Here is a 13,014-nt window from a genome sequence, read left to right as displayed (position 1 = left end):
CGGGCGCCGCACCGAACCGAGGGGCAGGAATAATGTCGAGCAGTCCGATCGAGCAGGATCCCTCCTCCACCCAGACCTTCGGGGTTGTCGATGTCGTCAACTCAGTCGATTCCCCGGTGGTGGGACTGAGTCAGCAGGACGCTGCCGCGATCGCTGCCCTGCCATCAGGAACGGCGCTTCTTCTCGTCCACCACGGACCGACCACCGGTGCGCGGTTCCTTTTGGATGCTGAGGAGACGACCGTGGGCCGCCATCCCCGTGCCGACATCTTCCTTGACGATGTCACCGTCTCCAGGAAGCATGCTGTCTTCTCCTCTCTGCCCGATGGTGGTTACGGGGTACGTGACTCCGGGTCGCTCAACGGTACCTACGTCAATCGCACGCGCGTGGAGCAGGTGGCTCTCCGTTCCGGTGACGAGGTTCAGATCGGCAAGTACCGCATGACTTATCACCCCGGCCCCCAGGGTGGAGCCGCATCTCGGTGAGCGCGGCAACCGCACGAAGCAGGAAGCGAGCTGTCCCCTCTTCCTTGCTCGAGGCTTCCGAGCGCGCCGCTGACGGTAGTTGGCCCCGTGGGGTCTCCCGTGAACCGAAGATGAAGATCGGGCAGGTCGTAGATCTCCTCAAGGTGGAGTTTCCTGCGTTGTCGATCTCCAAAGTCCGCTACCTCGAGGGTGAGGGGCTCATCAGCCCCCACCGCGTCGGCAACGGCTATCGCCGTTATTCGCAGGCCGATCTGGAGCGCCTGCGTTACGCCTTGGCTGTACAGCGAGACGAGTACCTTCCCCTACACGTCATTCGCGACCGCCTGGCGCGCCTGGATGCTGATACCGAGGTGCCCGCGCCTCAGCCGGTCGCCCGGGTAGTTGCCCGTGACGGACAGGTCGTCGACGATGGCCCCATGGATCTGGAGGCGCTGATGACCCACTCGGGTGCCGGCGAGTCCCAGATCGAGGAACTCGTCGCGGTGGGGCTCATCAGTCCCGACGCTCGAGGGCGATACAGCCGGCAGAACCTGAGGACCGTGCATCTGGCCATGGAGATCACCCGCAAGGGGGTCCCTCTGCGCAACCTGCGTGCGGTACGAGCTTCGGCCGAGCGTGAGGCCGACACGATCGACCAGGCGGTGGCACCACGTCGGTCCCGGTCCCGGACCGCAGGTGAGGAGACGGCCCGCGAGCTGGCCGAGCTTGTTGCTGACCTGCATACGATCCTACTGCGCCGCGCCGTCGATGCGTTAGGTTGACAGTCGACATCGGAGCGCCCGAAGCCTTGGAACTCGTCGGTGGCGCAGACGAAAGTCGATATCCGTAAAAATCGCGTTCCTGGGACAGGGGCACGCACCTCCCCTTAGGGTTGGAACGTGCCAATGATGCAGTTGGTAGGCGTCAGGTCCACCAATCTTAATGACGGCCTGGTCGCAGTCCTCGTGGAGGATGGGGGACCGGTGGTGCTGGCGATCCCGGTGACTCCGCATGAGGGTTTGGTTCTCCATGCTCAGGGGGCAGAACGATCGCCGTCGTGGCCGGGGCTTCTCGATGATGTTGTTCAAGTGCTGGGTGGGCGCATCAGACGTACCGAGCTCGATGTAGACGACGACGCACGTATTGTTGCCAGGATTGTTGTAGTGGCCTCTGAAGGCACGGATCAGGCCACGAGGGTTCCCTGCACTCCGGGCGAAGGCCTTCTCCTGAGCGGTTACCACCGGCTTCCGGTGCACGCCAGCAACTCGCTGACCAGGCTCAGAGCCGTCGACCTCAATGATGATCACGGAGTTGATCACTTCGCGAGGTGGCGGCGAGTGCTGTCAGAGACCATTGACCTCACCGGTGACACGCGGGATTGAAGTGAATCATGTGACAGATGTTGTGATCTCTGGCACTGACCTTCAAGGGATTGCTATCGAAGGAACGCTGTCACGGCGGGAGATAGTCGGAGTTCAAGCGGAAATGCTCGACCTTGCCTAGAGATTCATGTCTGACGGCACATCAACGTGGGGCGTGCCCTTCGTTGAGCATCGCTCCAACTGGTCCTATCGTGGAGCCGTGGCCGCACGAAGCGAGCCTCGGCGCCTCCATCCACAGGAGCAGCCCCATTTCGGCGACAGGAGCAGCCCATGAGCATGAATGAAGCCAGCGCGATAGCAAGGCCTCAGCGCACTCAGGGCATGTTGTTCGGTGACCCGCTTCCCCAGCTCGACGCCGACTCGGGCTACCGGGGGCCGGTTGCCTGTCGTGCCGCCGGCATCACCTATCGTCAGCTCGACTACTGGGCTCGCACCGGGCTCGTCGAGCCCTCAATCCGCAGCGCCAAGGGGTCGGGCTCACAGCGCCTCTACTCCTTCCGCGACATCCTGGTCCTCAAGGTCGTCAAGCGCCTTCTCGACACCGGTGTCTCGCTCCAGCAGATCCGCACGGCTGTCAGCGCGCTGCACTCACGTGGAGTCGAGGACCTGGCCTCCATCACACTCATGAGCGACGGCGCGTCGGTCTACGAGTGCACCTCTGCGGACGAGGTCGTCGACCTGGTTGCCGGAGGCCAGGGCGTCTTCGGCATCGCTGTGGGACGCGTGTGGCACGAGGTCGAAGGGGCGCTTGCCGATCTGCCTGTCGATCACGCCCAGGCGCTGGGGACGCCGTTGGTCGAGGACGAGCTGGCCAAGCGTCGCGCTGCCAAGCGGCAGCAGGCCATCTGAGCGCTGCAAGACGCATTAACGAAAGTACTGTTCGGCGAGGCTGGAACCGTGGATCCGGTTTCAGCCTCGAACGTATTCTGGGTCTGACGACATGCCCCATGACTGGACAAGTTACTCTCCCGGGAGCGCTGACGAGATCAGGAGAGAACATGACTGGAACACCAACCCGCCCCCTGGCTGACCTTCGGATCAGCCCTATCGGGCTGGGGGGCAACGTCTTCGGCTGGACTGCGGACGAGGCAACCTCCTTCGACGTGCTCAATGCCTACCTTGATGCCGGAGGCAACCTCGTCGACACCGCTGATGGATACTCCTGCTGGGCTCCCGGGAACTCCGGCGGGGAGTCCGAGACCGTCATCGGGTCCTGGCTCGCCTCACGTCCGGTCCGCGATCGCATTGTCCTGGCCACTAAGGTCTCCACCAAACCCGACCGCTCTGGCCTGAGTGCCGACAACATCGGCCTGGCGCTGGAGGAGTCGCTGTCACGTCTGCGGACCGATGTCGTCGACATCTACTACGCCCACTTCGACGACGAGTCCGTCCCGCTGGAGGAGACCGTGGCCGCCTTCGAGGAGGCCCGCCGTGCCGGCAAGATCCGTCACGTGGGGCTGTCCAACTACACGCCTGAGCGCATTCGGCAGTGGTTCGCCATCGCCGACTCCCAGGGCAGCGCCCGGCCCATCGTCCTGCAACCCCATTACAACCTTCTCCACCGCCACGACGTTGAGGGCTCGGGCCTGCGAGGACAGGTGGCGGCCGAGCTCGGCATGGGGCTCATGCCGTACTTCGCGCTGGCTGCCGGTTTTCTCACCGGAAAGTACCGTCGTGGTGAAGTGATCGACGGTGACCGCGCGGGGATGGTCGCCGATTACCAGCGGCCGGAGTGCTACGACGTCGTTGACACCGTCGTCCAGGTGGCAGCGGATCACGGAGTGGAGCCGGCTGCCGTTGCGCTGTCCTGGCTGCGCGACCGCTCCGGCGTCACCGCTCCACTGGCCTCCGCACGCAACCTGAGGCAGCTGGCTCCAATTGTTGACGCCCTGAGCCTTGAGCTCAGCGAGGAGGAGACCCGAGCACTCACCCGCATCTCCGATGCAGCACGCTGCTGACAAGTCGGCGCCGTCGGGTTCTGTTAAGCCCACGCTCCCGTCCCCCGGAACGTGATCAGCTACTACTCGGTGCGCCTGCCCAGGACATAGCGGCGGCTGTACCCGTCGGTGAGGTCGGTGATGGTGACCCGCACCAAGCCCGCCTCATCGATACGGTAATGCTCCTGGACTCGTGGACCGTAGTCGCGCCGCTCCACAGTGCAGGTGCGCAATTCCTGGTCCTCCACGTCCCGCAGCGACGCTTCGAAGGGGAAGATGATGTCCTGGTAGGGAGCGATTTCTCCACACGGTTCGCCGGTTTCGTTCACGTCGGCGCACTCAACGAAGCGATACCAGCCGATGTTGTGGGCTGCGTGATACTCGCGGGTCAGGATCGTTCCCTCTCGGCCGTTGGGTGAGGTCTGAACGGACTCTGGACTGAGGATCGCGTCGAAGACGAGTCGGTGTCCACCGTCGGCCTCGCGGAAGACGCCGAACCCGCGAGAGAGCCGATCGGTGAGGTCGTAGTCGCTGGTGCGGTCCGCCGCAATCGCCAGGCCAATGGCCGTTGAGGCTCCGGGGTAGGGGGAGCGGTGGACCCGGCGTCCGAAGCGCTCGCGCAGGAGCCGAGGAACCAGCGGAAGCCCGGAGGCGCCGCCGACCAGGTAGACGCCGGCAATATCAGTCAGGTCCGGCTTGCCATCATCCAACCTGCCGACCAGCGGAGCCATCGTGGCCAGGGAACGCTCAATGAGTGGGGTGCAGGCCTGGTACAGGTCCGCCACAGGCAGAACGACGTCCTGTCCCCGCAGAACAATGAGCACTCGGCGGCTCTGGGGTGTCAGGTGCTCCTTGGCGTCCCGGCACTGGTCCAGCAGGTCATCAAGCTCGGTGGGGGAGAGGTCCTCCTCCGCGACACCGGCCTTGTCAAGCACCATCGTGGCCATGAGCAGATCGACGTCATCGCCGCCCAGGTCGCCCAGCCCGTGAGAGGCCAGGACTTCGTGGGAGATGCCGATGACGTCGACCAAGGAGGTGTCGAAGGTACCTCCTCCCAGGTCGTATACCAGGACCCGGGTACGCTTGGAGGAAACGGTCGTCGCCTTGCGGTGCGTGTACTCGAAGCCGGCGGCACTGGGTTCGTTGAGCATGGCGGCGACGCAGAAGCCAGCCGCACGGAAGGCCTCGAGAGTCAGCAGCCGCTGGGCTCCGTAGGCGTGGGCGGGTACCGCGACAACCGCGCGGGCACGGCTGACGTCCAGATCCTGCTTCGCCAACTCAGCCTTGAGGTGATGCAGGTAGCTGGTGAGAATCTCCAAAACAGAGAAGGTCCGCTCACCCAGGAGCACCGCAGTGGCGGTCGTCAATGTGGGTGAGGCCAAGACCCGCTTGAGACTGCGTAGCAACGGGGCTCCCTGGTGGGCAGCCTGTCTAGCCGCAAATCCATGGACGAGCTCACCATCGCACAGTGCCGTCAACGAGGGAATGAAGTCGTGCTCGTCACCGTGCTCATCAGCGAAGCTGAGAACCGGGTAGTTTCCTCGATCAGCGCGAGCGACGACGGTACGAGTCGTTCCCAGGTCGATCCCCAGGTCGATGTCCGTCATCGATTCGGTGTCGGCCCCCATGTCGGGAAGAGTTCTGCTGTCGATGCTGTCCAGGCTGTTCGTGGTGTCCGCTGCCATGCGGTGACCCTATCGTGACGGTCTAGCTTTTCTGGGGAATGAGGCAGCGTCGAGCGTCCTTTGTGGGACGTGACAATCGGCTCACAGTGGTTGCCCGTCGGTTGGGACGAAAGGCCGTTTCGCTGGTTGACCGGCATCGCGTGTCCAGGGAGTAGCAGTTGCAGGTGGGCAGCCTGTGTGCAATCGGTTAGGCACCGGAGCGCTCGGCGGGTAAGAATACAGGTGGGTTGCGCTCACGCGGCCCGGTCCTCCGCGCCCGCCCGCCAGGGTGGCAGAGAGGGACACTCACTCTCCTATCGGGAACGGTATGAGCACCATTCTCTTTCTTGTGATTGTCGTCGTCGTGACGGCCCTCGTCTTCGACTTCACCAACGGTTTCCACGACTCGTCCAACGCCATGGCGACGTCGGTGGCGACAGGAGCCTTCACACCCAAAAGAGCGGTTCTTGTTGCCGCTGTGCTCAACGTGATCGGTGCCTGCCTGTCGACAGAGGTTTCCAAGACGATCTCTCACGGGATGTTCGACGATGCTGTGATCCAGGCGGCGCCGGCCATGATCTTTGCGGGGTTGGCTGGTGCCATCCTGTGGAACCTGGCGACCTGGCTCTTCGGGCTTCCTTCCTCCTCATCGCACGCGCTGTTCGGGGGCCTCATTGGGGCGGTAGTCGTTGCGGCCGGGGTCCAGGGCGTCCACTGGGGAACAGTGATCTCCAAGATCATTCTGCCGGCCGTCATCGCACCGGTTGTGGCCGGACTGGCGGCAGCGCTGGCCACGGCGCTCGCCTATCGCATCGCACACCCGAGCAACTCCTACTCTCAGAAGCTTTTTCGCAACAGCCAACGAGTCACCGCCTCGTTGGTGGCCCTGTCCCACGGGACCTCCGACGGTCAGAAAACCATGGGGGTCATCACTCTCGCGCTCGTGGCCGGTGGTTACCAGGAGGCCGGTACCGGACCTCACTGGTGGGTCATCGCAGCGGCCGGACTCGCTATCGGTCTGGGAACCTACTCCGGCGGGTGGCGCATCATGCGCACCATGGGGCGAGGCCTGGTACATGTCGAGGCCCCGCAGGGCTTCGCCTCCGAGACCGCCTCGACAGTGGCGATCCTGGCCTCCTCCCACCTCGGCTTCGCACTGTCCACCACCCACATCTGCACTGGCTCCATCTTGGGCTCGGGGATCGGTCGGGGCACCAAGGTATCCTGGCGGACGGCCGGCAAGATGGGCATCGCCTGGCTGGTGACGCTTCCGTGCTCAGGCCTGGTGGGGGCCGCCACCTCCTACGTCGCGGTCAAAGGCGGGGTGCCGGGAACCGTTGTCGTTATCTGCTTGCTCATCGTGGGAGCCATGGCGATCATCCGGCAGGCCAGCCACAATCGCGTGGACTTCTCCAACGTCAATGATGCCTCCGAGGTCGTCGTCGCCAGGCAGGACCCGGAGTTGGGACGTGAACCGCGCACGCTTGAGGAGGTGCGCTCAGAGATCGTCAATGGTGCGGCGGATCAGGAAAGTGCACAGAGGATGACGACGGGATCCGTGGCATGACTGACATGACGATCGACTGGAGCTCCCTGGGCCTGGTGACCGTGGTGACAGTGCTGGGTGCCGCCTTCATCCTTGTTGTCTGCTCACTGGCCGCACGCATGCTCGCCATCGTTCATGCCAAGCACGAGTCCGGTCAGGTGAAAGGTGTGCGCCTGGCCCAAATGCTGGCCGGATTCTTCATCACCATCGCCGCCTTGATCGCACTGTTCGGTCTGTGGCTCATCATCCCGTACTTCCACTGACGTCAACTGACCGTCCACCGGCCTTCCACCGGTCACCTGCTGGGCGTATGCCCGGTACTAGGAAGTGGTCCTGCTAACATCCGGGTGTGACTGAGGACCTCAAGGGCTTAGCCCTGGATACGATTGCCACGTCTAGTGCTGCCACCGATCCCGACTACCCGTGCTTCCACGTCGTCCCACCGGTGGGACGACTCAACGACCCCAATGGGCTCCTGGTCGACGGCGGCACTTATCACGCCTTTTACCAGTTCAGCCCCTTCCATCCCCACCGCAAGCTGGTCTACTGGGGACACTCCTCCTCGACGGATCTGCTGCACTGGTGCCACCACGAGCCGGCCATCATCCCGGACTCCTTCTACGACCGCTCCGGCGCCTACTCCGGTAACGCGATCGTGCTGGAGGACCACGAGGTCGGTGTCGCCCCTGCTCGGGCTCCCTTCCAGTTCTTCTACACCGGTAACCTCAAGGACCCGGTCTCCGACGAGCGCACCGCCAGCCAGTGCCTGGTCACCAGCGGCGACCTGACCAACTTCACCAAGTGGCCCGGCAATCCCCTCATCCCTACCAATGCTGAGGGATACACCGCCCACTATCGTGACCCCCAGGTCTTCCGGGACCCCGACCGGCCCGGGGAGTATCGGATGCTCATCGGCGTCCAGCGGACGAACAGGACCGGCGCCGCGGTCCTGTACCGCTCCCGGGACCTGGTCTCCTGGGAGCTGGAGGGAGAGCTGAGCTTCCCGGGCGCGGGCGGCGCCTTCGACTCCTTCGGCTACATGTGGGAGTGCCCCGGCTTGGTGCGGCTGAAGGATGAGGAGAGTGGTGAGGACTGGGACGTTCTCATCTGGTGCCCTCAGGGCATCGCCCCCGACCGGGAGGGCTTTGAGAACATCTTCCCCTGCATCTACACGGTGGGGCATCTTGTGGGCGCCGAACTACGGGACACCGGTGGCGTCTTCCATGAGGTCGATCGCGGTTTCGAGTTCTACGCCCCCCAGACCTTCGCCCGCAGGCCCTTAGAGCCGGGACCGGCGTTACTGACCGCTTGGGCGGGTAACGCCTCTGAGGACGACCAGCCCTCCATCGAGACCGGCCGGTGGGTTCACGCCCTGAGCCTTCCAAGAGCGCTGAGCGTGAGGAATGGTCGGCTTGTTCAGCGACCTGCGGCCGATTTGCCCCACGACGGCGGACAACCGGCTTTGGTGGACACGGTTCTCGAGCCCGGACTTCACCAGGTCTCCGAGCTGGAGGGCCACCGCAGTTGGCAGCTGCGTGTGGACGCCGATAAGACTCGCTGCTCAGGCGCGTGGGGACTGCGAATCGGCACGGACGAGTCGCACGTGGACATTGTTCTGGACGGTGGAGTGCTCCGGGTGGACCGCTCGACCTCTCGTTACACCCAGCACGGTGAGACGCGCACGGTCACGTTACCCGAGGGGTGTACGTCGTCGCTGGAGGTGGTTCACGACCATTCACTGACCGAGATCTTTCTCGGCGACGGGGCACTGACCTTCACCCTGCGCAGCTTCGTCGATCCCGACAGTTCCGGGGCCGGACTCCTGGTGGAGGACGTGCTGACGCTGTCAGCCGGCAGCATCAGGACTTTTGCTCAGGTTCCGCAGGCTTGCTGAGACCCGCTTCATGACGCGGGCAGACTACGAATCTATGGCCCGGAACTGAGAAACCGACCAGACCTTTCTCTCCGGTTGCAGGGTGCTGTAACTCACTGTACTGTGACCATCGATTGACACAGGTGTGGCCGCTGGGAGTCGGCAATGCTTCCGACCAGTGGGTTTCCCAGCCCGCCCAGTTATTGCGGTCCCATCACGAGAAAGGAACCCCGGGTGGCAATGGATCACGCCCGCGTGGCGAAGGACGTCCTGACGTACGTCGGTGGCGCCGACAACATCAATGCGGCCGCGCACTGTGCGACGCGTCTGCGTCTTGTCCTCAACGACATGGACAAGGTCGACCAGAAGGCTCTCGACAAGGACCCCGACCTCAAGGGCACCTTCATCGCGGGCGGCATGTTCCAGATCATCGTCGGACCAGGAGACGTCGATCTCGTCTTCTCCGAGATGATCCACACCGGAGGGGTCAAGGAGGTCTCCAAGGACGAGGCCAAGGAGCAGGCCGCCAAGAGTGGCAACCCCCTTTCCCGCTTCATCAAGGCGATCGCCGACATCTTCGTGCCGCTGCTGCCGGCTCTCGTTGCCGGCGGTCTCATGATGGCGATCCATAACGTCCTCACGGCAGACTTCTTCACCTCGTCGTCCTTCGTCGCCCCAGACAATCCCACCGGTGCCTACGGATTGGTCGACAAGTACGCCTGGCTGGCCGATTACGACGACGTCATCAACCTCGTCTCGTCGGCCGCCTTCGCCTTCCTGCCAGTGCTCGTAGGATTCTCCGCGGTCAAGCGCTTCGGCGGAAACGTCTACCTCGGAGCCGCCATGGGTGCCGCCATGGTATCCACCCAGCTGACCAGCGCCTATGAGATCGAGACCGCCCGAGAGGCTGGATCCATCGAGGTATGGCACCTCTTCGGCCTGACCGTGGACAAGATCGGCTACCAGGCCATGGTCATCCCCGTCCTATGCGTATCCTGGCTGCTGGCCTACATAGAGAAGTGGCTTCACAAGCGACTGTCAGGAACAGCTGACTTCCTGCTGACTCCGCTCATCACCCTCCTGGTTACCGGCTTCCTCACCTTTGTCGTCGTCGGTCCTCTGGCGCGTGAGCTCTCCGACGGCATCACCAACGGCCTGAGCTGGCTGTATACGACTGCCGGCCCCGTGGGTGGGTTCCTGTTCGGTCTGGTGTATTCACCGATCGTCGTCACCGGCTTGCACCAGTCCTTCCCGGCTGTAGAACTGCCTCTCATTGCGCAGATGGGCAGTGGTGGTGCCGGCTCCTTCATCTTCCCGATCGCCTCCATGGCCAACATCGCACAGGGCGCGGTAACCCTGGCGGTCTTCTTCCTGACCAAGGACTCCAAGATGAAGGGTCTGGCTGGTGCCGGTGGCGTCTCCGCCATCGTCGGTATCACTGAGCCTGCCATCTTCGGTGTCAACCTGCGTCTGCGCTGGCCCTTCTTCATAGGAATGGGCGTGGCCTCCCTTGGTGGAGCGGCTGTCGCCTTGCTCGACATCCACAACCAGGCGCTGGGCGCTGCAGGATTTGTCGGCTTCGTGTCAATCGTCCCCGATGACATCGCCAAGTACCTCATCCTCGAGGTGATCGTCTTCATCGCTGCTTTCGCCGCTGCCTTCGCTTATGGCACTACCCGTGGTAAGGCCTCGCTTGCCGGTGATGACGTTGATGTTGACGAGACCGCTTTGGAAGCCGAGGCCATGGCCGAGCACGCCGAGACCGTCGAGCTGCCCGACGAAGCCGCCGAGGACTTCACTGTGAACGCCCCGATCCAAGGGCGCGCAATGCCGTTGTCTGAGGTAGAGGACCAGACCTTCGCCTCAGGAATGCTCGGCCCGGGCATGGCCATCGCTCCTGCCGAGGGACCGGTCGTCTCCCCGGTGGACGGCGAGGTACTCGTCGCCTTCCCGACCGGGCACGCTTATGGCCTGCGCGCCGCCAGCGGTGTTGAGCTGCTCATCCACGTCGGGATGGACACCGTCCAGCTAGAGGGCAAGCACTTCAGCCCCAAGGTCAAGGCCGGCGACAAGGTCTTGCGTGGCATGCCGCTGGTTGACGTTGACTGGGCCGCGGTCGGAGCCGCCGGCTACCAGACCGTTACCCCGATCGTTGTGTCCAATGCTCAAGGATACGACGGCATCGAAGAGCACGGGGCAGGGACGATCCACCGGGGCGACGTCCTCTTCGATGTTGTCCGCAAGGCCGGGGACCCTGCCGACGACAAGACAGAGGCTCAGACGCAGGCCAAGGCCTGAGCCGCCGAGTGGTCTTCTGCCAGGTGCACACAGTGTGGCCCCGACCTTTGAGAGGCCGGGGCCACACTGGGGCGTTTGCGGGTTATCTAGGTAGTGCGACCGGGCAGTAGTCTGACGCCCATGGGGGACGGGCTCCGCAGGTGTTTCTCACGTCTTTCGGAGTCTCTGTCGCCCGAGGAGGCTGAGGCCATGGAGTCGATCTGGTCCAAGAGCAGATTCACAGCTGCGCGGGCAAGCCTGGCGATGGGTTGCTGGATAGTGGTCAGCGCTGGTAGGGCGCGGCGCATCGCAACGGTTCCGTCGAAACCGATCACCTTGAAGTCCTCGGGAACTCTCAGGCCCTGGTCTTCCACCCACTCCACCACCTGCGCGGCGGTGAGATCATCGGTGGCGAAGACCGCATCAACATCATCTGCAACGAGCTCGAGCCGCTCACGGATGAGGCCAGGGCGCTCAGCATCGGGGGTGTTGAAGTCGACGGTGAGGACCACGGGCTCGATATCGGCTTGCTGAAGCACCTGACGATATCCTTTTTCCCGCAGGTTGTGGGTTCCTGTGCGAGACGTCAGCAGTGCAGGACGGCGGGCTCCCCGTTTGAGCAGGTGCTCAGCAGCGATGCGGCCGCCTGCCTCGTTGTCGCAGCGGACATTGGGCACGGTGGGGGAGAGGTCACGGTCGACACTGACTACAGGCAAATGAATCGACCTGTAGTCGGCCAGACCGTCGTTGTGGGCGCTGGAGATGATGCCGTCCACCCGATGGGAGAGGAGAAGGTCGAGATATTCCTGCTCTCGATCCGCCTTACCCATGGAGTTGCAGACGAATGTCCTGTAGCCGCGGTCGGCCAGAAAGTCTTCGACATGCTCGGTGAGTTCACCGAAGAAGGGCAGAGCGACGGTGGGGACGATCAACCCGATTGACTGTGTCGACTTGCCGTGCAGTGCCCTTGCGATCTGATTGGGGCGGTAGTTGAGTTCCGCGATCGCCTCAGCCACCCGCTCCCGTGTCTCTTGGGAGAGGTAGCCGCGGTTGTTGAGCACGCGGGAGACTGTAGTCAGCGAGACGCCCGCAGCCTGGGCAACATCAGCCAGTGTGGGTTCGCGGTGTGACTCCACGAGTGGGTCCTCAAGCTCCTTAGTTGGTCACGGTGAGTGCGATCTGCTGCCAAGCATATGCCTCAAGGGGCTCGTTACCCAACTGACCTGCGTAAACGTGGATGGAAGTGTTACGAGGCGGGAAGGATCTCGGCGTAGAAGGAGATCATGGCGCGAGCCATCTGGGCGTGTCCGGCGTCGTCGGGGTGGATCTGGTCGATGGCCAGGCGGTTGTCGTCGCCGTTGATGGCCGTGCTCAAGGCATCGGTCGAGGTCAGGCCCAAGGATGTGGCCTTCTCATGGACGAGGCGGTGGATGGCCTGGAAACGAGGACCAATCTCCAGGGAGGGGAAATAGGGGGCGACGATGACCGGCGCGCCCCGCAAGCGCGTGGAGATGAAACTGAGGTCATGATCGATTGCTTGCTCGACCAGTTCACGCTGAGAGGGGAGGAAGGCCGCGTCGTTCAGACCCAGGCTGATCGTGACGATATTGGGCTCACAGCGCAGAACCGCTTCCAGCCAAGTGGTGTCACGGCACGACGGCGAGCGCTGACCTCCGGGCAGATGGCCTCCGCGGCGCGCGAAGAACCCGAGTCCGTCCGCTGCCAGGTTCACTTCTCGCCATCGCTGATGCTCGCACACCAGGGAGGTCCAGCGGTTGCGGGGATGGCTGAGGGCTCGCCAACCGGTGGTGATGGAGTCGCCGAGGAAGACAGCAGTGGGGAAGTGGTCGGAGTTCGGGATGGTGGACACG

General features: G+C 63.6%; 12 protein-coding genes. 9 read left to right on the top strand and 3 right to left on the bottom strand.

Features of this window, described 5'->3' with window-relative positions; translation table 11 throughout:
- Nucleotides 1-32: 32 nt before the first annotated feature.
- The 5 genes from RWR81_RS00680 (at nt 33) to RWR81_RS00660 (ending at nt 3,804) form a co-directional block, all read left to right on the top strand.
- Nucleotides 33-485 carry an FHA domain-containing protein gene (locus tag RWR81_RS00680; RefSeq protein WP_314452924.1) on the top strand — a complete coding sequence of 151 codons (453 nt, stop codon included), beginning with the start codon at nt 33-35 and terminating at the stop codon, nt 483-485.
- Between the two features lie 110 nt (nt 486-595).
- Complete coding sequence (locus RWR81_RS00675) at nt 596-1,246, top strand: MerR family transcriptional regulator (RefSeq protein WP_314452922.1); 651 nt, start codon at nt 596-598, stop codon at nt 1,244-1,246.
- 126 nt (nt 1,247-1,372) lie between these two features.
- Complete coding sequence (locus RWR81_RS00670; protein WP_399497770.1) at nt 1,373-1,846, top strand: hypothetical protein; 474 nt, start codon at nt 1,373-1,375, stop codon at nt 1,844-1,846.
- A 270-nt stretch (nt 1,847-2,116) separates the two neighbouring features.
- Entirely contained in the window at nt 2,117-2,695 is a 579-nt protein-coding gene (locus tag RWR81_RS00665) for a MerR family transcriptional regulator (protein WP_004564918.1), read from the top strand.
- A 149-nt stretch (nt 2,696-2,844) separates the two neighbouring features.
- Nucleotides 2,845-3,804, top strand: coding sequence for an aldo/keto reductase (locus RWR81_RS00660; RefSeq protein ID WP_314452919.1), 960 nt, complete (start codon nt 2,845-2,847; stop codon nt 3,802-3,804).
- 62 nt (nt 3,805-3,866) lie between these two features.
- On the opposite strand, the gene RWR81_RS00655 is transcribed toward RWR81_RS00660, so the two are convergent.
- The gene (locus RWR81_RS00655) at nt 3,867-5,468 is read right to left on the bottom strand and encodes an Hsp70 family protein (RefSeq protein WP_314452916.1); all 1,602 of its coding nucleotides are present in this window, start codon (nt 5,466-5,468) and stop codon (nt 3,867-3,869) included.
- A 307-nt stretch (nt 5,469-5,775) separates the two neighbouring features.
- Here RWR81_RS00655 and RWR81_RS00650 point away from each other — a divergent pair, with 307 nt between their 5' ends.
- The 4 genes from RWR81_RS00650 to RWR81_RS00635 all read left to right on the top strand — a co-directional run bounded on the left by RWR81_RS00650 (nt 5,776) and on the right by RWR81_RS00635 (nt 11,164).
- A complete protein-coding gene (locus tag RWR81_RS00650) occupies nt 5,776-7,014 on the top strand; it encodes an inorganic phosphate transporter (protein WP_314452914.1) in 1,239 nt (412 codons plus the stop codon).
- Nucleotides 7,011-7,256, top strand: a complete 246-nt coding sequence (locus RWR81_RS00645; RefSeq protein ID WP_314452912.1) for a hypothetical protein — start codon at nt 7,011-7,013, stop codon at nt 7,254-7,256. The genes RWR81_RS00650 and RWR81_RS00645 overlap by 4 nt, the downstream gene beginning before the upstream one ends.
- A gap of 86 nt (nt 7,257-7,342) precedes the next feature.
- Nucleotides 7,343-8,887 (top strand): GH32 C-terminal domain-containing protein, encoded by a 1,545-nt coding sequence (locus RWR81_RS00640; RefSeq protein ID WP_314452910.1) that lies wholly within the window; start codon nt 7,343-7,345, stop codon nt 8,885-8,887.
- Between the two features lie 219 nt (nt 8,888-9,106).
- Entirely contained in the window at nt 9,107-11,164 is a 2,058-nt protein-coding gene (locus RWR81_RS00635; protein WP_314453199.1) for a glucose PTS transporter subunit IIA, read from the top strand.
- Nucleotides 11,165-11,250: 86 nt separating this feature from the next.
- On the opposite strand, the gene RWR81_RS00630 is transcribed toward RWR81_RS00635, so the two are convergent.
- Both RWR81_RS00630 and RWR81_RS00625 read right to left on the bottom strand, forming a co-directional pair.
- Nucleotides 11,251-12,279, bottom strand: a complete 1,029-nt coding sequence (locus RWR81_RS00630) for a LacI family DNA-binding transcriptional regulator (protein WP_314452907.1) — start codon at nt 12,277-12,279, stop codon at nt 11,251-11,253.
- Nucleotides 12,280-12,389: 110 nt separating this feature from the next.
- Nucleotides 12,390-13,013 (bottom strand): SGNH/GDSL hydrolase family protein, encoded by a 624-nt coding sequence (locus RWR81_RS00625; RefSeq protein WP_314452904.1) that lies wholly within the window; start codon nt 13,011-13,013, stop codon nt 12,390-12,392.
- Nucleotide 13,014 lies beyond the last annotated feature (1 nt).

Source organism: uncultured Actinomyces sp., assembly GCF_963526355.1.
In the GTDB taxonomy this organism is placed as follows: Bacteria; Actinomycetota; Actinomycetes; order Actinomycetales; family Actinomycetaceae; genus Actinomyces.
This window is presented reverse-complemented; position numbering and strand designations above follow the sequence as displayed.